The 22,009-nt window shown below is 69.9% G+C and carries 9 protein-coding genes; 4 read left to right on the top strand and 5 right to left on the bottom strand.

Translation table 11 applies throughout. The features are described 5' to 3' along the window. Positions 1–513 precede the first annotated feature (513 nt). The gene (locus ACFWXQ_RS09325) at positions 514–4,353 is read left to right on the top strand and encodes a GH92 family glycosyl hydrolase (RefSeq protein WP_383941373.1); all 3,840 of its coding nucleotides are present in this window, start codon (positions 514–516) and stop codon (positions 4,351–4,353) included. Between the two features lie 40 nt (positions 4,354–4,393). Here ACFWXQ_RS09325 and ACFWXQ_RS09320 read toward each other — a convergent pair whose 3' ends face one another. The 5 genes from ACFWXQ_RS09320 to ACFWXQ_RS09300 all read right to left on the bottom strand — a co-directional run bounded on the left by ACFWXQ_RS09320 (position 4,394) and on the right by ACFWXQ_RS09300 (position 13,035). Further along, complete coding sequence (locus ACFWXQ_RS09320) at positions 4,394–5,764, bottom strand: hypothetical protein (RefSeq protein ID WP_383941376.1); 1,371 nt, start codon at positions 5,762–5,764, stop codon at positions 4,394–4,396. A gap of 137 nt (positions 5,765–5,901) precedes the next feature. Continuing rightward, complete coding sequence (locus tag ACFWXQ_RS09315; protein WP_383941379.1) at positions 5,902–9,195, bottom strand: GH92 family glycosyl hydrolase; 3,294 nt, start codon at positions 9,193–9,195, stop codon at positions 5,902–5,904. Between the two features lie 358 nt (positions 9,196–9,553). Continuing rightward, a complete protein-coding gene (locus ACFWXQ_RS09310; RefSeq protein ID WP_383941383.1) occupies positions 9,554–10,630 on the bottom strand; it encodes a lytic polysaccharide monooxygenase in 1,077 nt (358 codons plus the stop codon). Between the two features lie 291 nt (positions 10,631–10,921). Continuing rightward, positions 10,922–12,625: a sensor histidine kinase gene (locus tag ACFWXQ_RS09305; protein WP_383941386.1), complete on the bottom strand. Its 1,704-nt coding sequence runs from the start codon at positions 12,623–12,625 to the stop codon at positions 10,922–10,924. After that, complete coding sequence (locus tag ACFWXQ_RS09300) at positions 12,622–13,035, bottom strand: hypothetical protein (RefSeq protein WP_383941389.1); 414 nt, start codon at positions 13,033–13,035, stop codon at positions 12,622–12,624. Before ACFWXQ_RS09300 ends, ACFWXQ_RS09305 begins: the two co-directional genes overlap by 4 nt. 258 nt (positions 13,036–13,293) lie before the next feature. Here ACFWXQ_RS09300 and ACFWXQ_RS09295 point away from each other — a divergent pair, with 258 nt between their 5' ends. The 3 genes from ACFWXQ_RS09295 to ACFWXQ_RS09285 all read left to right on the top strand — a co-directional run bounded on the left by ACFWXQ_RS09295 (position 13,294) and on the right by ACFWXQ_RS09285 (position 21,985). Next, positions 13,294–16,986 carry a S8 family serine peptidase gene (locus tag ACFWXQ_RS09295; protein ID WP_383941392.1) on the top strand — a complete coding sequence of 1,231 codons (3,693 nt, stop codon included), beginning with the start codon at positions 13,294–13,296 and terminating at the stop codon, positions 16,984–16,986. Positions 16,987–17,045: 59 nt separating this feature from the next. Then, positions 17,046–18,062 (top strand): response regulator transcription factor, encoded by a 1,017-nt coding sequence (locus ACFWXQ_RS09290; RefSeq protein WP_383941395.1) that lies wholly within the window; start codon positions 17,046–17,048, stop codon positions 18,060–18,062. A gap of 224 nt (positions 18,063–18,286) precedes the next feature. Beyond that, positions 18,287–21,985 carry a S8 family serine peptidase gene (locus tag ACFWXQ_RS09285; protein ID WP_383941398.1) on the top strand — a complete coding sequence of 1,233 codons (3,699 nt, stop codon included), beginning with the start codon at positions 18,287–18,289 and terminating at the stop codon, positions 21,983–21,985. Positions 21,986–22,009: the final 24 nt, after the last annotated feature.

Below are 22,009 nucleotides of genomic sequence, written 5' to 3'. Positions count from 1 at the left end.
GTCAACCCCCGGACCCCCGGCAGGAAAAGCAGGTCGGGCGGCTTGCCCGGCGCTTTCCGCGGGGGGACGTAGAGCTGGATCGTGCGTGGAATACCGGGGTCGGCGGGAATACGCGGCAGTCGCTGATCGCCACGCCCCCTTCTTCTCCCTGGCCTGTGCCTGTCCGCGGCCCGTCGAACGACTGGGCGGACGCCGACAGGTATAGTCCACTTCCCGCCAGCGGAGCAAGATCGAATGCACAGTTGGCCGACACTCTTTCCCGAAGTGAGACCTCGCGGAAATATCAGCTGCCCACAGGCCCCGCGACACAGTGGGTGATCAGCGAACGATCAGCGGCCGAACAGGAAGCCGACAGGTGAGCCCGTGGATGGACCATCGGGCGGACTGTCGTCATTACCCCCGTACGCCACGTTCAACACCCTTGACATCCCTGACCACTTGACTCCCTACTGGACCTGCGCAGCAAATATGACAACGTTGTCCAGGCGCACGTGACAGGGAGGGTGCTGGCGCATGCACCACAGATCTCGGCAAGGATCTCCGCACAGATCTCGGATCAGGGCACGGCACGGATGGGGTTCCACGGCGGTCCTCGGAGCGACCGCCTTCGCGCTGGTGGTGGCCTCGCAGGGCGCCGCCGTCGCCCGTCCGGCCGAAGCCGCCGCCGCGGACCGGGAGTTCGGTTCCTCCTTCGAGGCGGGTGAACCCGCACCCGACTGGCTGAATACAGTCGACACCGCCGCCGATGGTTCGAAGCGTTCGTCGGGTGTCGACGGCGGCTTCAGCACCGGCATTCCGGGCAATGTGACCGAGCACGTCACGGACGTCGCAGCGAGCGGCGAGAACTCGGGCTCGGGCGAGGTGAAGGAGAACCTCGTCGATGTCGAGCCCGGCACCAAGTGGCTCACCTTCGCGCCCACCGGCTGGGTGGAGTTCGAGCTGGACGCCCCGGTCAAGCTGGTGACGTACGCCCTCACGTCGGCCAACGACCACGACGAGCGCGACCCGGTCGACTGGACCTTCCAGGGGTCCACGGACGGCAAGGACTGGAAGACCCTCGACACCCGCACCGGCGAGTCCTTCGGCGAGCGTTTCCAGACGAAGTCGTACGACCTCGCGGAGCCCGCGGAATACCAGCACTTCCGGCTCGACATCACCAAGAACAACGGTGCTTCGGACGCCACGCAACTCGCCGACGTGCAGTTCTCGACGGGCGGCGGCGCGGAGCCCACGCCCAAGGACATGCTCTCGCTGGTGGACCGCGGCCCGAGCGGCTCCCCGACCGCGAAGTCCGGCGCGGGCTTCACGGGCAAGAAGGCCCTCCGGTACGCGGGCACGCACAAGGCCGACGGCCGCGCCTACTCGTACAACAAGGTCTTCGACGTGAACGTGGCCGTCGGCCGCGACACCGAGCTGGCGTACCGGGTCTTCCCGTCGATGGCGGACGGCGACCGGGACTACGACGCCACGAACGTCTCGGTGGACCTGGCGTTCACGGACGGCACCTATCTGAGTGACCTGCGGGCCCAGGACCAGCACGGGTTCGCGCTGACTCCGCAGGGCCAGGGCGCGTCGAAGGTGCTGTACGTCAACCAGTGGAACAACGTCGTCTCGCGGATCGGCTCGGTCGCGGCCGGTAAGACGGTCGACCGGATCCTGGTCGCGTACGACTCCCCGAAGGGGCCCGCGAAGTTCCGCGGCTGGCTGGACGACGTGAACCTGAGTGTGAAGAAGCCCGAGAAGCCGAAGGCGCATCTCTCGGACTACGCGTCCACCACACGCGGCACCAACTCCAGCGGCGGCTTCTCGCGCGGCAACAACTTCCCGGCGACGGCCGTGCCGCACGGCTTCAACTTCTGGACGCCGGTGACGAACGCGGGTTCGCTCAGCTGGCTCTACGACTACGCCCGCGCGAACAACGCGGACAATCTGCCGACCATACAGGCGTTCAGCGCGAGTCATGAGCCGAGCCCTTGGATGGGTGACCGGCAGACCTTCCAGGTGATGCCGTCGGCCGCGGCCGGTACCCCGGAGACAGGCCGCACCGCCCGCGCGCTGCCCTTCAAGCACGAGAACGAGACGGCACGCCCGTACTACTACGGAGTGCGGTTCGAGAACGGGCTGAAGACGGAGATGGCGCCGACGGACCACGCGGCGGCCATGCGCTTCACCTACCCCGGCGACGACGCGAGCGTCGTCTTCGACAACGTCACCGACCAGGCGGGCCTCACCCTCAACAAGGAGAACGGGACCTTCACGGGCTACTCGGACGTGAAGTCGGGTCTGTCGACGGGCGCGACCCGTCTCTTCGTGTACGGGGTCTTCGACGCGGAGGTCGCCGAGGGCAGCTCCTCCGGTGTGAAGGGCTATCTGAAGTTCAAGGCGGGCGAGGACCGCACGGTCACGCTCCGCCTGGCCACCTCCCTGATCAGCATCGACCAGGCCAAGGACAACCTCCGTCAGGAGATCCCGGACGGCACGTCCTTCGACGCGGTCAAGTCGCGCGCCCAGAAGCAGTGGGACAAGATCCTCGGCAAGGTCGAGGTCGAGGGCGCGACCCCGGACCAGCTGACGACCCTGTACTCCAGCCTCTACCGGCTGTACCTGTACCCCAACTCCGGCTTCGAGAAGGTCGGTTCGAAGTACCAGTACGCCTCGCCGTTCTCGCCGATGCCGGGACCGGACACCCCGACGCACACCGGTGCGAAGATCGTCGACGGCAAGGTGTACGTCAACAACGGCTTCTGGGACACCTATCGGACGACCTGGCCGGCCTACTCGCTCCTGACGCCCGGTCAGGCCGGTGAGATGGTCGACGGGTTCGTGCAGCAGTACAAGGACGGCGGCTGGACCTCACGCTGGTCCTCCCCCGGCTACGCGGACCTGATGACCGGCACCTCCTCGGACGTGGCGTTCGCGGACGCGTACGTCAAGGGGGTCGACTTCGACGCGAAGTCGGCGTACGACGCGGCGGTCAAGAACGCCACCGTCGTGCCGCCCTCCTCGGGTGTGGGCCGCAAGGGCATGGCGACCTCCCCGTTCCTCGGCTACACGAGCACCGACACGCACGAGGGCCTGTCGTGGGCACTTGAGGGCTACCTCAACGACTACGGCATCTCGAAGATGGGCCAGGCCCTCTACAGGAAGACGGGCGAGAAGCGCTACAAGGAGGAGGCGGAGTACTTCCTCAACCGCGCCCAGGACTACGTCAACCTCTTCGACTCCAAGGCCGGCTTCTTCCAGGGCCGTGACCAGAAGGGCGACTGGCGGGTCGAGTCCTCCAAGTTCGACCCGAGGGTGTGGGGTTACGACTACACCGAGACGAACGGCTGGGGCTACGCCTTCACCGCGCCCCAGGACTCCCGCGGCCTCGCCAACCTGTACGGCGGCCGTTCCGGGCTCGCGGAGAAGCTCGACACGTACTTCGCGACCCCCGAGACCGCCTCGCCCGAGTTCGTCGGCTCGTACGGGGGCGTCATCCACGAGATGACCGAGGCGCGTGACGTACGGATGGGCATGTACGGGCACTCCAACCAGGTCGCCCACCACGTGAACTACATGTACAACGCGGCGAGCCAGCCCTGGAAGACGCAGAAGAACGTCCGCGAGGTGCTGTCCCGGCTCTACACCGGCAGCGAGATCGGGCAGGGCTACCACGGCGACGAGGACAACGGCGAGCAGTCGGCCTGGTTCCTCTTCTCCGCGCTCGGCTTCTACCCGCTGGTGATGGGCAGTGGCGAATACGCCGTCGGCTCACCGCTGTTCACCAAGGCGACCGTGCACCTGGAGAACGGCCGGGAGCTGGTCGTGAAGGCCCCGAAGAACAGCGCGAAGAACGTCTACGTGCAGGGCCTGAAAGTCAACGGCAAGGCCTGGACGAAGACTTCGCTCCCCCACTCGATCATCTCCCGTGGCGGAGTGCTGGAGTTCGACATGGGCTCGAAGCCGTCCTCGTGGGGAACCGGGAAGAACGCGGCGCCCGTCTCCATCACGCAGGACGACGAGGTGCCGTCGCCCCGGAGCGATGTCATCAAGGGCGAGGGCGAGTTGTTCGACAACACCTCGGCGACGAACGCGACCGTCGAGTCGGTGGATCTGCCGACCGCCGACCGGGCCAGGGCCGTTCAGTACACGCTGACGTCCGCCGAACGCTCAAAGGCCCCCCAGGGCTGGGTCCTTCAGGGCTCGTCCGACGGGACCACCTGGAAGGACCTCGACAAGCGGTCCGGCCAGTCCTTCACCTGGGACCGGCAGACACGGGCGTTCTCGGTCTCGGCGCCCGGGTCGTACACCAAGTACCGGCTGGTCCTCGACGGTGAGGCGACGCTGTCGGAGGTGGAACTGCTGAGCTGACGCACGGCACGGCAGACACGCACAGTGCGCACGGCACCGGTTACGGCAGGACGGTAACCGGTGCCGTGTCGTTGGCGGGGTCGGGGTCCCGGCGGTCGGAATCGGGGGCGTCCGTCACCCGCACGCTGCCCTCGCCCGGTCCGCCGAGTCGGAGCGTGAAGTCGAAAGTGCGCGCCTTCCCCGATTCGAGCCCGCTCCCCACGGAGCAGGAGTACGTGCCCTTGTCGAGGTCGCAGTAGGGCTCGTACACGCCCTCGTCGATGGCCTCCATGGGCTGCTTCACCACGGTGGCGCTCTCCGGCGGGGTGAACAGCAGGGTCGTGCTCCAGGGGTTGGCGGGCCCGTTGTTGCGGACCTTCAGGCGCACGGTGTGCTCGCTGCCGCGCTCGCCGCTCACCTCGACGGCGAAGACCTCGAAGTCGGCGTACGTGTCCACCCGCACCTCGCTCCACACGTCGCCGCCGGCGAACGTCCCCTTCAGGTCGGCCGCCTTCGCGGTCGCGATCGTGAGCCGGGGGCCGTCACCGTGGTCGCCGCCCTCGGGCACGACGCTGTTCTTCGCGGGGCCCATGTCCAGGGCCCACGCCTGCTGGCGGAACGAGGAGTACATCTCCGTTCTGGCGACGTTCAGTGCCAGGGCCGGGCGGAGGACGACCGCCTGCCCGGGCGGTATGCGCACGCCGGGGAACTCGCACATCGCGAGGGAGCCCTTCTGCGGGTCCGGGTAACGGCAGTTGCCGTACTGGTCCTTGAAGCGCAGGCCCGTGCCGACGGAGAGTTGCAGGCCGACGCCGCGCACGGGAACCTCCCCGGTGTTGCGGACCACGACGGGCGTGCTGAGGAGGGAGCCGGGTCCGACGTCCTCGAACACCTTCGTCGTGCGCACCTTCACCACGGGCTCACCGACGACGACCCGGGTGCGGGCGCTGAGCTTCTTCCCCTTCTCGGTGGTGAAGCTGAAACGGACCGTTCCGCTGTCGCCCGGCCTGCTGCCCGGAGCGGCGTACGGATAGACCCGGTCGATGTCGGACCAGCTGTTGTAGGCGCCGCTCACCCGGCAGACGACCCGGGTGTCGGTCCCGGCGCACCTGGGGTTCTTCTTGCGGATGTCCGAGATCTTGAGCCGTACGGCCCGCTCGGACCCGGTGACGTCCACCGTGAGCCGGTGGTCCTGGGTTCCGACGCGGCTCCTGGCCTTCATGTCCTCGGCCTGGACGTGGAAGGGCACCTTGTTCGTCGGACCGGACTTGTCCCCGGGCGGCCGGAGATAGAAGTGGTCCGGCACCGCGATCCACGACTTCTTCGCGGCGCCGGCGCCGACGCCGTCGCCGCATCCGGCGAGTCCGCCCAGCAGCATCACCAGTGCCAGGCAGACGGCCGCAGGCCGTAGCACTGTCCCTCGCGCGCGCATGACTCGTCCCCCGGGGAGATCGTCGGAATCGCACACGCTACCGCCTCCGCCGGCTGGAACACCGACGGAGGCGGATCACCTCGCTGGGAAGCGGATCACCTTGCTGGGAGGCGGATTTCCTTGCTGGGAAGGGGAGTTCAGTTCACCGCGACGGTGAACACATGCAGGTCCGCGTTGTCCGGCAGCTTCACGCTCCTGATCGTCCGGCCGGCCGGCGCCTCGAACGGCTTCGTGGCGAAGACGTACGTGGCGACCGGGTCCTTGTCGGCGCCGGCGACGTTCCGGTACGCGGCCCGGGCGACGACCTCGTTGCCGTACTGGACGGTGCCGCCTCCGCCGCCGACGGTCCAGTCGGTGAAGGAGAGGTCGATGGAGTCGGTGGTGCCGTCGTCGTACGTGACGGTCGCCCGGGTCTGCTGGTTGCCGTTGACCGCGCTGCCCAGGAAGCTCAACTCGGTTGTGGGTGTGGGGAGTTCGATGGTCTGGCCGGTCGCCGACGCGTTGTCCGGGCGGCCCGCCGGGGAGTTCGGCCAGGTGTAGGCGAGACCCTTCACCGAACCCTGCCCGCCCGGGGTGAGACCGGCGGCGGCGAGGGCCTGACGGGAGTAGCTCCAGCCCCCACCGTCGTAGTCGCCCTCGGAGTGGTCGCCCTCGTCGTCCGTGGTCCCGGTGTTGTTGTACGCGGCGAGCAGGGAACGGGGCGCGGCGACGGTGAGGGCGACGGGCTGGTCGTACGAGGTGTCGCTGTCGCCGGAGGTCACGGTGACCTTGACGTCGTAGAACCCCTGCTCGGCGCTCTCGTCGGCGGCCAGCGTGATCTCCTGGGCCCCGTCCGTGACCGTGCCCTCGGCGGGGGTCGCCCGGACGCCCTCGGGGGTCTCGACGCGGAAGCGCACCTCGGGGCCGGTGCCGCCGCTCAGTGCGAGCGCCCGGATGTCGAGCTTCGTGCTGCCGCCGGGGGCGACCGTCGCCGTGGTCGGGCCGACACCGATCTGGTAGGGCTGCTCCCCGTCGCGGAAGGACGGCGGGGCGTCCTCTGCGCCGCTCCCCCAGGCGCGGTTCGGGGTGCCGGCGAGGGTGTAGTCGAGTGTGCCGCCGTCGCGCACGAAGGAGGCGGGCAGCCAAGGCCGGTCGCTGGAGCGCCCGTTGACCATCAGCGACTGGACGTACGGCGAGTCCGCCGCCGCGCCCGCCGCCCGGATGTCGATGTCGTTGCCGTTCGGACGGGAGATGTGGGCCCTCGGGAACACCGGTGAGCCCAGGACGAGTTCGGCCCGCGACGGCACCTGGGGATACATGCCGAGCGCGGAGAAGACGTACCAGGACGACATCGCGCCGAGGTCGTCGTTGCCGGGGATGCCGCCGGGCTGGGTGGACCACAGTTTGCCCATCGCGGCCCGTACGGTCTCCTGGGTCTTGTGGGGTGCGCCCGCGTACGCGTACAGGTAGGGGACGTTGATGGACGGCTCGTTGTCCAGTTCGGACTTGTCGCCGCCGCTGCCGGTGAAGGCCCAGCTGCCGTCGGCGTTGTGGAAGAACGAGTCAAGGCGCTCAACGGCCTTGTCCTGCCCGCCCATCGCGGCGAAGAGGCCCGCCGGGTTGTGCTGGACCATCCAGGTGTACTGGGCCGCCGTGCCCTCGACGAATCCGTTGCCGGTGGCCGGGGTGAAGCCGGTGACCCAGCTGCCGTCGGCCTTGCGGTTGGCGATGTAGCCGCCGGTGGGGTCGGCCGCGATGTTGAAGTTGTTCTGCCACCACTGGGCGCGCCGGGTGAAGGTCTCGGCGGTCTTCCTCTCCCCGGCCGCGGTGGCGAGTTGGGCGAGTGCGAAGTCGGCGCCCGACATCTCCAGCGTCTCGGCGGCGCCGCCCCAGGCGTTGGACACGGACGGCATGTAGTGCTTCGCCAAGTACTTGTCGAGGGACGGGCGTTGGCCGACGGACATGATGGGCTTCCCGGCCGGGCTCAGATCGAGATCGGTGGGAACAGTGGCGGCCTTCACCAGCGAGTCGAGCGCGCCGCGCAGGTCGAAGTCCCGTCCGCCGAAGGCCCTGATGCCCGCCAGGGTGGCCGGTGCCGGGTCGCCGTTCATGACGTGGGTGCCGCCGGCGCCGTGCAGCCAGCGGTCCCAGACACCGCCGTTCTGGCGGGCCAGTTCGAGCAGCGACTGAGCGATGTCGGAGCCGGTGCGCGGGTCGAGCAGGGTGAGCAGCTGGACCTGGGAACGGTAGACGTCCCAGCCGGAGTAGGTGCCGTACTGGGCCCGGTGGCCGGCGGCGACCCGGTGCACCTTGCCGTCAGCGCCTCTGTATCTGCGGTCGGCGTCACTGATGACGTTCGGGTGCAGGAGGGAGTGGTAGAGCGCGGTGTAGAAGGTGGTCCGCTCGTCGTCGGTGCCGCCGCCGACCTTGACGGCGGAGAGGCGGTCGCGCCAGGCCTTGCGGGCCGTGTCCTGGACGTCGTCGAAGGAGCGGCGGGGCGGGTTCTCCGCGGCGAGGTTGGCCTCGGCGCCTGCCCGGCTGACGTACGAGATGCCGACCTTGACGTTCACCGGGCCGGTGCCGGGCTCGAACTCCACGTATCCGCCCGCGCCCTTGCCCGCGACCGGCCGGCCGTTGGCGCCGAATCCGCCGGTGCCGCCGCTCGCCTCGGTGGTACCGGGGCTCAGCTTGTCGTCCTGCCAGGTGCCCGTGGCCTTGAAGGCGCGGTCGAAGCGGGCGGTGAAGTGGAGGGTGTAGTAGTCGCGTCGGCCCTCCGGGTCGAGGTAGCCGCAGAAGTTGCCGGACGTGACGGAACCCGAGACGGTACGGGCCTTGGGGTCGATGCGGACGTCCGAAGTCGTGGAGCCCACCTCGGAGTTGGCGGTCCGGATCAGCAGCGAGGCCGGTTTGTCGGCGGGGTAGGTGAAGCGGCCCGAGCCCGTGCGGGCGGTCGCCGTGAGGTCCGCGGTGACGCCTGAGGAGAGGCCGACCTTGTATCGGCCGGGTTCGGCGGTCTCGTCGGCGTGCTTGAAGTCCGCCGCGTACACCTCGTCCTTGGTGTCGCTCGCCGGGGACGAGGTGACCTCGCCCGCGTACGGGAAGAACGGGATGTCACCGCTGCCGCCCGCACAGCCCGTGCCGGACATGTGGGTGAGGCTGAAGGCGCGGATACGGGTCGCGTCGTACTGGTAGCCGCCGGGCGCGGCCGTGCGGGTCGCGTCGCCGCGGGTGTTCTCGGGGCTCCAGGAGAGCATGCCGAACGGCACGACGGCGCCCGGGAAGACATTGCCGCCGTTCCTGGTGCCGATGAGGGGGTCGACGTACGGGGTGGGGTCCTGGACGAGCGCCGGTCCCGGTGGGGGTGCGGCCAGGGCCGGGGTGGCTCCGCTGCCGACGGCCATGGCGGCGGCAAGAGCAACGGCGGGAAGCACGGATGACGGACGGAAACGCATGACGCGGCCCCTCCTCCTTCGGACGGGTCGCGCACCACGGGTCGCACAAGCCGCAGGGACAGTAGCGTGCCGCACCTGTACCACGGAAGAGCGCCGGGCAGCGGGGAGGCACACGCGGGCGACACTCGGACGGCTCAGGGCCCAACAGGTTTGACAGCGTTGTCCGTTGGAGGAGTAGAGTCACGGCCAGACCATTCGACAACGTTGTCGCGTCCTCTGGTCCGCACAAGCCATGTTCCATCCGGGCAGACCTTCCCCCGAACCTGCCCGGCTCGCGGACCCGGTGGATTACGGCCACCGGGTCCGCCCCGAGCACGTGGTGTCCGAGCAGGTGGTGTCACAGGTTCGCCGGCCCGGCTCAGCCCGGCCGACAGGCGAGGGCGGTCGCCGGATCACCCCCGGACCCCTGGACGACGTACCCGAACGAGGCGCTCTCGCCCGGATCGAGCGACCCGTTCCAGCCGGCGTTGTGGACCATCACGTTCTGACCGCTGTACGTGGCGTTGCCGCTCCAGAGGCTGGCGACGGACTGACCGCCCGGCAGCGTCCAGTCGACCATCCAGCCGAGCATCGGCACCGAACCGGTGTTGGTGACGGTGACCTCGGACTGGTAGCCGCCGGACCAACTGCCCGTCGTACGGCGGGTGGCGGAGCAGGCGCCGGGCGGGGGCTCGGTCGGGTTGCCCGGGTCGTGGATGCCCGTCACCTCTCCGTTGCCGCCGTCGAAGACGACGTCGGAGCAGGAGTAGAAGGTCTCCGCGCTGTCCGAGCGCTGCCAGACCATGTAGATCAGATGGCGGCCCGACTTGCCCGAGGGGAGCCTGCCGGACCAGGAGTAGTTCGCCTCGACCGTGCCCGGGGAGCCGTTGAGCTGCGGGTGGTCGACGCTCAGGAACGGCTGTGCCTCCATGTCGTTCCAGGTGAGCGATCTGGTCGGGTCGAAGCCGTCCTTGGAGATGTAGACGTAGAACCAACCCGGGTGCGCGGCCCAGGCGTTGTAGGAGAAGTCGACGGTCGCGCCCGAGGTCAGGTGGGTCAACGGCCAGTCGGCGCTGGGGGAGTTGAAGCCCGTGAAGTTGGTGTTGCCGCCGCTGCACAGCTCGCCGTCGGGCACGAAACCGCGGGTGCGGCCCGCGCCGTCGGAGCGGAGCACCGAGAACCAGTTGTAGAACGGGGTCGTGCCGCTGACCTGCTGCGCCTTCTTGCAGGCCGGGTTGATCGGCTTGATCTCACCGGTGTCGGTGAGCCCGTCCTGCCAGCACAGGAAGGTGCGGCTGCCGGGCTTCATGGGGGTGCCGTGGGCCTTCGCCTCGCCGCCGGCCGAGACGACCAGACCGAGCGCCGGGATCGTGACGGCCAGGGCCAGCAGGATGAGGAGGAGGGCTCTGCCGCGGGCGGGGAGCGGTAATCGCCATGGGGGGCGCGGGGTGGGCATGGGCGATGGAGTTGTCAGGATCATGACAGGTATGACCGTCCCTTCGTTCGGGGGCCGTGGGGTGTCCGTTGACGTCCGTGAGCGGATCGCGTCCGTGTGCGGATGGTGTCCGTGTGCGGATGCGCGAGATGGGAGCGAACCCTGGGCGGGTTCCGGTCCACCGATGTGGGAGCGCTCCCACCCCACGTTGTTTTGACGCTAGCGCGGACCTCTGCACCTGTAAACGTCTGGCGCAAGGGGGTTGTACCTGGGTGGGTGCGGCCCTCGCGACGGTTGGGAAACCGGTCGCCGTCAGCTCATGGACGAGGAGGCGATGTCGGGGGCTCGTGTTGGCGCCGGCGCCTGGGTCTGGGTCGGCTTCGGCGCCTGGGGCTGGAGCTGGGGCTGGGTCGGCGTCGAGGGAGCCGAGACCGTGTCCACGGGCAGCAGTCTGGGCATCCCGATGGCGGGCAGTTCGATGGTGAACTCCGTGCGTCCCGGCTCGCTCTCGACCCCGATCCGGCCTCCGTGTGCCTGGGTGATCGCCGCCGCGATGGCGAGGCCCAGACCGGAGCCGCCGGACCTGGCGTCCGGGCGGGAGCGCGAGACGTCGGCGCGGGTGAAGCGTTCGAAAACCCTGGGGAGCAGGCTGGGCGGGATGCCGGGGCCGTTGTCGCGTACCCGGATGACGCGGCGCTCGTCCGTGGCCTCGACCGAGGTGACGACGGTCGTGCCCACAGGTGTGTGCATACGCGCGTTGGCCAACAGATTGGCCACCACCTGGTGCAGCCGGGCCTCGTCGCCGACGACGAGCGCCGGGGTGTCGAGGAGCAGCCCGAGCTGCCAGTCGTGCTCGTCCCCGGCGGCCCGCGCGTCCCACACGGCGTCGGCGACCAGGGCCGCAAGGTCCGCCTCGGCGGAGTGGGGCAGCCGTCCCTCGTCGAGCCGGGCGAGCAGCAGCAGGTCCTCCACGAGTCCGGTCATCCGCGCCGACTCGGCGGAGACCCTCCGCCAGGCCAGCGTGGGCTCGATCATGCCCGCGCCGCGGTTCATCAGTTCCGCGTATCCGGCGATGGCCGCGAGGGGCGTACGGAGTTCATGGCTGGCGTCGGCGAGGAGGCGGCGTGTGCGTTCCTCGCTGCGGCGGATCTCCTCCTCGCCGCGCTGCCGCTCCGCGCGCGATGACTCCACGTGGTCGATCATGCGGTTGAGCGCGGCGCCGACCTGGCCTGCCTCGCTGCCGGGGTCGGTGTCCCGTTCGGATACGCGGGTGAGGCCGGATACACGGGTGAGGCCGGTTGCGGGGGTCGGGCCGGTGTACTCGCCCCGGTCCAGGGGCGAGCGGGAGACTTCGACGGCGGCCGCGGCGACCCGTCCCAGCGGCCGCAGTTGACGCCGTATGACGACGGCGCAGACGCAGCCCGCGGCGGCGAGACCGACGGCGGCGACCACTGCCTCGACCACGACCAGGTCCCGGATCATGTCCCGTACGCCGTCCATCGGCAGGCCGGTGAGCACGGCGTGCCCGCTGTCGGCGAGGGCGGTGACCCGGTAGGTGCCGAGGCCGGGCACGGTCCGGGTGTGCAGGGAGCCGTCGGGCTCGATGCCGTCGAGTGCGGCGCGTTGGGCGGCGCTGAGACTTCGCGGGTCGCCGTCCTGGGGGACGACCCGGGCGGCGGACACGTATCCGTCGGCTTCGAGTGTTCCCGCGATCGTGCCGACGGCCTGACCTCGCTGGGGGAACGCCGGGTCCGTGACGGTAGCCGGCCCGGCCTGGGTCGTGCCCCAGGTCCCGCCCTGGACACGCTCAGCTGCGTCGGTGACTCGCTGGTCCAGGTCGCCGAGCAGATAGGCGCGTTGGACGAAGAAGACGGTGAGCGCCGTCACCGCGCACACGGCGACGAGGGTGACTCCGACGAGCAGCGGAAGGCGGGACCGCAGCGAGCGTCCGCGCGGGGAACGGTCCCGCTGCGATCGCCCGGGCAGGCGGAGCCGCAGTCGCAGCCGCGAACTCATCTCCCGACCTCCGTCGGTCTGCGGGCATACGCGGCACCCCGTCCGGCGTGGGTCGTCGGCGCCGAACTGAGTCCGTCCGCGCGGGGTTCCGGCCCGTCCGGCCGGTGCTCCGGCCCGTCCGTGTCGCGTCGCGTTCCGTCGAGGGCGTCGCCGCGCCGGACGCCGCCGCGCGCCCCGCGACTGTGCGCAATCCCGCTGCGCGCACCATCGCTGTGCGCAATCCCGCTGCGCCCGACGCACGGCACGGACGCGCCGTCCACCACCCGGCACGGCCGCCCACCGGTCGCGGTGACGGACCCGGTGCCGACCCCGGTCACGGACCCCGTGCCGACCGCGGAGCGCCGTCCCGTGTGGCCGGTTTCGTCGTCGACGTTCAGCACGCGGACGTGCTCCCTTCGGATGCCAGACATGTCTTGATCCTGTCCCGGTTCGCTGGCAGAACGCTGTGTTCCGCCTGAGCCGCAGCCGTGCGACCCGGCGGGCCGGGGCAGACGGCGACCCGCCTCCGGGCGTAGGCGGCCCATCAACTCCCCTGGCCAAAAGGGGCATTGGCATTCCTCGGCCACGCGAATCCCTTGAGCCCCCTGCCGCGCGGCACCCACTCTGATCACTGGCTTCCGCCCACCAGGCCGGAAGCGTTGTCAGCGTTCAGGGGAGGACGTCCACCCATGCGAAGACACCACGCCCTCTGGGCCGTGGCCGGAGCTGCCGGACTGCTCGCGGGGGCAGTCACGCCCGCGACGGCCGGTCCCGGAGACCCGGTCACCAAGTCCGACGCGACCACGAGGACCGGCGCGGGAACCGGAGCGGAATCCCGCGCCGGGACCACGCAGACCGTCACCCTCCTCACAGGCGACACGGTGTCGCTCACCGCCGGTCCGGACGGCAGGTACGCCGTCGACGTCCGGCGCGGCAAGGGCCGCGAGGCCGCCACCTTCCTGTCCACCGAACGCGACGGCGAGATCAGCGTGCTGCCCGCGGACGCGATCCCGCTCGTCCAGGCCGGCCGCCTCGATCCGGCCCTGTTCAACATCACCCAGCTGGTGAAGCAGGGGTACAGCGACGCCACGACCGGCACCACCCCGCTCATCGCCACGTACACCAAGGGCAGCGCGACGCCCGACGGCGCGCGCCGCACACTCGCACTCCCGGGGATCGACGGAGCAGCGCTGAGCGCGAAGAAGTCCACCGCCTTCTGGGCGGACATCGCCCCCGCGCTCGGCGCCGAACCCACCACGAAGGCCGCGAAGCAGCTCGGCGACGGCATCGGGAAGATCTGGCTGGACGCCAAGGTGAAGGTGTCCCTCGACAAGAGCGTCCCGCAGATCGGCGCGCCCGAGGTGTGGCAGTCGGGCTACGACGGCAAGGGCGTCAAGGTCGCCGTCCTGGACACGGGCGTGGACACCGGCCACCCGGATCTGGCGGGAAAGCTCGCGGAGACGAAGAGCTTCGTACCGGACCAGACCGTGCAGGACGGCCACGGCCACGGCACCCATGTCGCGTCCACGATCGCCGGTTCCGGCGCCGCCTCCGACGGCAAGCGCAAGGGCGTGGCACCCGGTACGGAGCTGCTGGTCGGCAAGGTACTGGGCAACGACGGCCGCGGCCAGACCTCCTGGATCCTCGACGGCATGGACTGGGCCGCGCGCTCCGGTGCGAAGATCGTCTCGATGTCGCTGGGCGGTGACGCGTCCGGCCCCTCCGACGTGCTGAGTGAGACCGTGGACGAGTTGTCCGCGTCCACCGGCGCCCTCTTCGTGATCGCGTCCGGTAACTCCGGCCCGTCCGAGAAGACGGTCGGCACCCCGGGCATCGCGGACTCCGCGCTGACCGTGGGCGCGGTCGATGGGTCCGACAAGCTGGCCTCGTTCTCCAGCCGCGGCCCACGGCTCGGCGACTCGGCCATCAAGCCGGAGATCACCGCGCCGGGCGTGGGGATCACGGCGGCCCGTTCCCTGGGCACGAACATGCCGGGGAGCACGCCTGTCGACGACAGGTACACGACGGCGAGCGGCACGTCGATGGCGACGCCGCATGTCTCGGGCACCGCGGCACTGGTGGCGCAGGCGCATCCCGACTGGACGGGACAGCAGATCAAGCAGGCCCTGGCCACCACTGCCAAGACCAGCCCCGACGCCTCCGTGTTCGAGCAGGGCGACGGCCGCGTCGACGCCGTACGGGCGGTCGGGCAGGGCGTCTTCGCCACCCCGGCGCTCAGCTTCGGCCAATACGAGGCCGACGGAGCCGAGGCCGCGAGCAAGGACATCACGTACACCAATACCACCGACAAGGCAGTGGAGTTGAAGCTGGCGTCCTCGCTCACCGAGGCCGCCCTGGGCGCGGATGTCGTGACGGTCCCCGCGAAGGGCACCGCCACCGTCGCGGTCACGGTCGACCCGGCCGAGGAGGCCGAGGGCCGGTACACGGGCCATGTCACCGCGAGCGCCGACGGCATCCGGGTCACCACGGCCGTCGGCTTCGAGAAACTGCCGAAGACCTACGACCTGAAGGTCTCGCTGGTGAACCGGAGCGGCCAGCCGTCGACCTCGGCGTCGCTCTTCGTGCTGCAGGAGCTGAACGGCGCGTACCCGGACAGCCACGGGTTCCTCGGCCGCGGCTACACCTTCAAGGTGCCGGCCGGTACGTACTCCATGGCGACCTGGATCCCGGAGCGGGACGCGGCCGGACTGGAGGTCGCCACCTCCGTCGTCGGTGATCCGGAGATCAAGGTCGACAAGGACACCGAGGTCGTCTTCGACGCCCGCAAGGCCGTCGAGATCAAGCCGAGGACGAAGGAGAACTCCGAGTTCCAGGGCTTCAGCACCAACTGGCACCGGGAAGGGCCCGGAACCGCCTTCGGAGCGACCTACGCCCAGAACTGGTGGACCGACCGCGTCTATGTCGCTCCGACCGAGAAGGTCACCGAGGGCATGTTCGAGTTCTCCTCCAAGTTCCGGCTGTACGAGAAGGAGCTGACGGCGAGCGTCAGCAGCCCCGAGAAGTACGCGCTGCCTCTCGACTACTCGCAGAACGACAGCCTTCCGGTGAAGTTCAGCGGAAAGCGCACGGTGCGGGCGGTGGACGCCGGTAGCGGCACCACGGCCGACTTCCAGGGGCTCGACGTCAAGGGCAAGGTGGCGGTGGTCCGGCTGGCCGCCGGGAAGACCGCGGACGAGGCGCTGGCCAACGCGAGCGAGGCCGGGGCCGGTTACGTCATCGCGTACCAGGAGAAGCCCGGGTACTGGATCTCCTGGGTGGACAGCGCGACGATCCCGCTGATGGTGGCCACCGGCGAGGACGGTGCGAAGCTCGGCGTGCTGCTGAAGAGCGGGAAGAAGGTCACGCTGAAACTGGACGGCACCGCGGTCAGCCCGTACGTCTACAACGTGATGTTCCCGCAGACCGGCGCCATCTCGAAGAACCAGACGTACACACTGAACAACTCCAACACCGTGCAGCAGAAGGTCCGTTACCACGGGAGCCGGGCCGGTGACGTCGGCAAGGACGCCGTCTACCGGTACCGCCCGTGGCAGGGCGCCGCCATCGAGACCAGCCAGTACATCCCCCTGGGCACGACACGCACCGAGTACTACAACGTCGATCCCGACACCCGCATCTGGAACACCGTCATCCCGAACTGGCAGACCGGCAGGGGTCAGTGGAACGACCTGCGGACCTTCGACAAGGCGGGCAGGGCGCCCACCGAGCAGTGGCTGCGGCAGGTCGTCCGCCCGGCGACCAGCGAGCGGTACGGCCTCTCCCAGCGCACCGGTGACAAACTCGCCCTCAGGGTGCCGGAGTTGAGCGACGCGACACCGGGTCACTACGCGAGTGTGGACGGCGCCCAGGACACCGCGAAGGGCACGTTGTACGCGGACGGGAAGCTGGTCGGCAACAGCGCGCTCGGCGGCTACGGCACCTTCGACGTCCCGGCGACGAAGGCCTCGTACCGCTTCGTGCTCGACGCGCAGCGCAAGGCCAATTGGGCCATGTACTCCACCAGCACCCACACCGAATGGTCCTTCGCGTCGGCGCACACGAACCAGCAGACCGCGCTGCCGCTGCTCTCCGTCGACTACGGCCTGGACGGGCTCGACCTGCTCAACCGGGCGGAGGCAAAGCGGAAGTCGAAGCTCGAACTCTCCGTGCGGGACCAGAAGTCGGGCATCACGGCCCGTGAACTGAAGGCCTGGGTGTCGTACGACGACGGCGCGTCCTGGAAGGAGGTGAAGGTCCGGGGCGGCAAGGCGGAACTCAAGCACCCGAAGGGCGCCGAGTTCGTGTCCCTGCGCGTACGGGCCGCCGACCGGGAGGGCAACACGGTCGACCAGAGCGTCCTGCGGGCCTTCGGCCTGAAGTAGACGGCGGCCCGGACCGGTACGACAGCAGAGTTAACAAAGATCGCCTACCGTGCCGAGCCATGGTGAACACGGCATATGGCACGGCGGGACGGAACACGGCTGGACGCGCCCCTGCCGCGAGCCCTTGGGCCGCGGTGGGGGTGTCCGCCTTCCAGGAGCGGGTGTACCAGGCGATCCTCCATCAGCCCGACGCCGGTGCCGCCGGCTGGGCCCTGCTGACCGGCGGCTCGCCGGCCCAGGTGCGCGAGACCTGCAACCAACTCCTCGGGCTCGGGCTGCTCCAGCCGCCGGACTCCATGGGCGGGTTACGGGCGGTCGACCCCCGGGTCGCGGTGCGCGCGCTCATCCGCCGGCGCGAGACGGAGTCCGAACTGCTCGCGGCCACCGCCGAGGAGATGGGCACCGCGTACGAGGCCGGGCTGCTGCGGGAGGAACCGTCCCGGCTGATCGAGGTCGCCTCCGGCGAAGGCGCCATCGCGGCACGTCTGGAGGAGATGTACGCACGCGCCGAGCGGGAGGTGTGCCTCTTCGACACGCCGCCGTATCTCGCCCCGCCGGCACCGCAGGCGGATCTCCAGGCCGATCTGCTGCGCCGCGGGATCGTCTCTCGCGGGGTGTACGCGGCGACGGCCCTGGAGGACCCGAAGATACTGTCCCGCACCTGGAAGATGGTGGAACTCGGTGAGCAGGCGCGGGTGTTGCCGTCCGTGCCCCTCAAGCTGCTGGTGGTCGACGGGTGCCGGGCGATGCTGCCGCTGACCGCCTCGGCGGCGGGCGGCTACTGCGCCGTCGTGGTGTGGCACTCGGCGGTCACCGAAGCCCTGCAGAAGCTCTTCGAAATGGCCTGGCAGCAGGCGACACCGCTCGGCCAGCCGACCGGCGACGGTGAACTCCTGGAAAGCGAGCGGACGTTGATCCGGCTGCTGGCGGCCGGGATGAAGGACGAGGCGGTGGCCCGCCATCTGGGAGTGAGCCTGCGAACCCTGCGGCGGCGGGTGAGTGAACTGCAGGACCGGCTGGGGGCGGCGAGCAGGTTCCAACTGGGGGTACGGGCTGCCCAACGCGGCTGGGTGTAAGGGCCGCAACAGGCCCCGCCGTTCGGGCCCCTGCGAGGCGAAGGGCCGCGCCCTGGTCGGGAGCACGGCCCCGCCTCCGTCGACTGCCGTGGCCGAAGGGTGCATTGGCACGCCCTGGCCACAGGAATCCCTTGAAGCGCCTTCCGCACACCGCTCACTCTGTTCCATGGCTTCCGCCCACCAGGCCGGAAGCCTTTGCAGAGTTCAGGGGAGGAAGTCCACACATGCGAAGACTCCACGCCCTCTGGGCCGTGGCAGGAGCGGCCGCACTGCTTGCGGGGGCCATCACCCCGGCGATGGCCGGCCCCGAGTCCCCGGTCACCGATCCGGGTGCCACGCCCGTGCCCAGCGTCACCACACCAGGCGCCACCGGCACCCGGACCGTCACCCTTCTCACCGGCGACACCGTGTCGATCACCGCGGGGGCGGACGGCAAGAACGCCGTCGACGTCCGGCGCGGCAAGGGCCGGGAGGCCGCCACCTTTCTGTCCAGCGAGCGCAAGGGCGAGATCAGCGTCATCCCCGCGGACGCCGTCCCGCTGCTCCGGGCGGGCCGCCTCGATCCGGCCCTCTTCAACATCACCCAGCTGGTGAAGCAGGGGTACGCCGACGCCAGGACCGGCACCACCCCGGTCATCGCCACCTACAGCAAGGGCAGCGAGACTCCGGACGGCGCGCGCCGCACGCTCGCGCTGCCCGGCATCGACGGCGCGGCGCTCAGCGCGAAGAAGTCCACCGCCTTCTGGTCGGACATCGCCCCCGCGCTCGGCACCGAAGCGACCTCGAAGGCCGCGCGGCAACTCGGCGACGGCATCGAGAAGATCTGGCTGGACGCCAAGGTGAAGGCGTCCCTCGACGTGAGCGTGCCGCAGATCGGCGCGCCCGAGGTGTGGCGGTCGGGGTACGACGGCAAGGGCGTCAAGGTCGCGGTCCTGGACACGGGCGTGGACACCGGGCACCCGGACCTCGCCGGGAAGGTCGCCGAGTCGCAGAGCTTCGTACCGGACCAGGCTGTGCAGGACGGTCACGGTCACGGCACGCATGTGGCGTCCACGATCGTCGGCTCGGGCGCGGCATCCGAGGGCAAACGCAAGGGAGTCGCGCCGGGCGCCGAGCTGCTGGTCGGCAAGGTGCTGGGCAACGACGGCCGGGGCCAGTCCTCGTGGATCATCGCGGGCATGGAGTGGGCGGCCCGCTCCGGCGCGAAGATCGTGTCGATGTCGCTGGGCGGTACGGCGTCGGGCCCCTCCGACGCGCTCAGCCAGAGCGTCGACGAGCTCTCCGCCTCCACGGGCACCCTCTTCGTCGTCGCGGCTGGCAACGCCGGCCCGTACGAGCAGACCATCGGCACTCCTGGCATCGCCGACTCGGCGCTGACGGTGGGCGCGGTCGACAAGGACGACAAGCTCGCCCCGTTCTCCAGTCGCGGCCCGCGCCTCGGCGACTCCGCGGTCAAGCCGGAGATCACCGCCCCGGGTGCGGCCATCACGGCGGCCCGCGCCTCGGGCACCTCCATGGGTACGCCGATCAACGCCAACTACACGACGGCGGGCGGCACTTCGATGGCGACGCCGCATGCCTCGGGCGCGGCGGCCCTGGTCGCGCAGGCCCATCCGGACTGGACGGGCCAGCAGATCAAGCAGTCCCTTGCCAGTACGGCGAAGACGAACGCCGACAACTCCGTGTTCGAGCAGGGCGACGGCAGGGTCGACGCCGTACGGGCGGTCCGGCAGGGTGTCTTCGCGACACCAGCGCTGAGCCTCGGCAGGTTCGAGGACGGTGACGCCGGGGTCGTCAGCAAGGACATCACGTACACCAACACCACTGATACGGCAGTGGAGTTGAAGGTCGCCTCCTCGCTCGCCGCGGCCGTCCCGGGCGACGGTACGGTGACGGTTCCGGCGAAGGCGACCGCCACGGTCCCGGTCGGCGTCGACCCCGGGAAGGAGGCCCAGGGCCGGCACACGGGCCATGTCACGGCGACGGCCGACGGCATCCAGGTCACCACGGCCGTCGGCTTCGAGAAGGCGCCGAAGACGTACGACCTCAAGGTCTCGCTCCTGGGCCGCGACGGCAAGCCGCCCACCGGGGGCTCGATCTACACGCTCATGGAGCTGAACGGCGCCTATCCCGACGAGTACGGCTTCCTCGGCACCGGCTGGACCTGGCAGGTGCCGGCCGGCACCTACTCCATGTCGACCTGGATCCCGGACCGCGACGCGGGTGGGGTGGCCGTCGGCACGTCCGTCGTCATCAGCCCCGAGATCAAGGTCGGCAAGGACACCGAGGTCGTCCTGGACGCCCGCAAGGCGGTGGAGATCAAGCAGAAGACCAAGCAGGACTCCGAGTTCCAGGGCTTCAGCACCAACGTGCACCGCGAGGGGCCGGGCGGCGGCTGGGGCCTCACCTACAGCCAGGGCTTCTGGACCGACCACGTCTATGTGACGCCGACCGAGAAGGTCACCGAGGGGACCCTGGAGTTCTCCGCCAAGTTCCGGCTCTACGCGAAGGAGTTGACGGCGAGCGTCACCAGTCCCGAGAAGGTCGAGCTGTCCTCGCTCTACTACTCCCAGACCTACAACGACTTCCCGTTGAAGATCAGCGGTGACCGCAAGGTCCAGGCGGTGGACGCGGGCGGCGGCACCGAGGCCGACTTCGCGGGTCTCGACGTCAAGGGCAAGGTCGCGGTGGTCAGGGTCGGCGCCGCGGACCGCGCACAGAGCGCCCTGGACAACGCGACCAAGGCCGGGGCCGGTTACCTCATCGTGTACCGCGACAAGCCCGGCTTCTGGATCGAGGCCGTGGACCGCGCGACCACCGTCCCGCTGATGATCGCCACCGGCGAGGAGGGCGCCAAGCTCACCGGCCTCCTGCAGTCCGGCAAGCAGACGGGCAAGAAGGTCACACTGAAGCTGGGCGGCACGCCGGTCAGTCCGTACGTCTACAACCTGCTCGCCGCGCAGAGCGGATCCGTCTCCGGGAACCAGACGTACACCCTGGACAGGTCCAACACGGTGAAGCGGCCTGCCCGTTACCACGGAGCCACGGCCGGCGAGATCGGCGCGGACGCCCTGTACACCTTCCGCCCCTGGCAGCTCTTCGGCATCGAGAGCAGCAAGTACATGCAGCTGGGCACGGAACGCGACGAGTACTACTACGTCGACCCCGACACCCGCACCTGGCACGTCGTCCACCCCAACTGGAATGCGTTCAGGGGCCAGTGGAGCCCGCTGCACACCTTCAGCAGGCCGGCCACCGAGCCCGCCGAGAACTGGCTGCGCCAGGTGATCCGCCCCGGAACCAGCGAGGAGTACGGCCTCTCCGTACGCGAAGGCGACAAACTCACGCTCTCGGTGGCGGAGTTGACCGACTCCACGCCGGGCCACTACGGATACATCGACGGCACCGACAGCACCGCGAAGGGCAAGCTCTACGCGGACGGGCAACTGGTCGGCGACTCGACGCTCGGCGGGTACGGCGTCTTCAACGTGGCCCCGGACAAGGCCTCGTACCGCTTCGAGCTGGACGTGCAGCGCCGGGCGGCCTGGGCGAAGTACTCCACGAACACGCACACCGAGTGGACCTTCGCCTCGGCGCACACCGACGCCAAGACCGCGCTGCCGCTGCTCACTGTCGGCATCGCCCCCAAGGGCCTCGACCTCCTCAACCGGGGCAGGAACGACCGGGAGTTGGAGATCGGACTGCCGGTCGCGAACCAGCTGGGAAGCGTCCGGGCGAAGACGCTCAAGGCGTGGGCCTCCTACGACGACGGCGCGTCCTGGAAGGAGGTGAAGGTCAAGAACGGCCAGGCGCGGTTCAGGCCGGCGAAGGGCGCCGAGTCGGTGTCGCTGCGCGTGCGGGCCACGGACCGGGACGGCAACGGGATCGACCAGACCGTACTGCGGGCCTTCGGCCTGAAGTAGCCGCCTGCCGACACATCGCGTCGG

Origin of the sequence: Streptomyces sp. NPDC058697, from assembly GCF_042715345.1 — a bacterium.
Lineage (GTDB): Bacteria > Actinomycetota > Actinomycetes > Streptomycetales > Streptomycetaceae > Streptomyces > Streptomyces liliifuscus.
The sequence above is the reverse complement of the archived record's forward strand: the minus strand, read 5'-3'. Positions and strand labels throughout refer to the sequence as shown.

Coding starts and splice junctions, on each gene's coding strand:
- ACFWXQ_RS09285 (WP_383941398.1), top strand. CDS start 18,287: ATGCGAAGACTCCACGCCCTCTGGGCCGTGGCAGGAGCGGCCGCACTG.
- ACFWXQ_RS09290 (WP_383941395.1), top strand. CDS start 17,046: ATGGTGAACACGGCATATGGCACGGCGGGACGGAACACGGCTGGACGC.
- ACFWXQ_RS09295 (WP_383941392.1), top strand. CDS start 13,294: ATGCGAAGACACCACGCCCTCTGGGCCGTGGCCGGAGCTGCCGGACTG.
- ACFWXQ_RS09320 (WP_383941376.1), bottom strand. CDS start 5,764: ATGCGCGCGCGAGGGACAGTGCTACGGCCTGCGGCCGTCTGCCTGGCA.
- ACFWXQ_RS09305 (WP_383941386.1), bottom strand. CDS start 12,625: ATGAGTTCGCGGCTGCGACTGCGGCTCCGCCTGCCCGGGCGATCGCAG.
- ACFWXQ_RS09310 (WP_383941383.1), bottom strand. CDS start 10,630: ATGCCCACCCCGCGCCCCCCATGGCGATTACCGCTCCCCGCCCGCGGC.
- ACFWXQ_RS09325 (WP_383941373.1), top strand. CDS start 514: ATGCACCACAGATCTCGGCAAGGATCTCCGCACAGATCTCGGATCAGG.
- ACFWXQ_RS09300 (WP_383941389.1), bottom strand. CDS start 13,035: ATGTCTGGCATCCGAAGGGAGCACGTCCGCGTGCTGAACGTCGACGAC.
- ACFWXQ_RS09315 (WP_383941379.1), bottom strand. CDS start 9,195: ATGCGTTTCCGTCCGTCATCCGTGCTTCCCGCCGTTGCTCTTGCCGCC.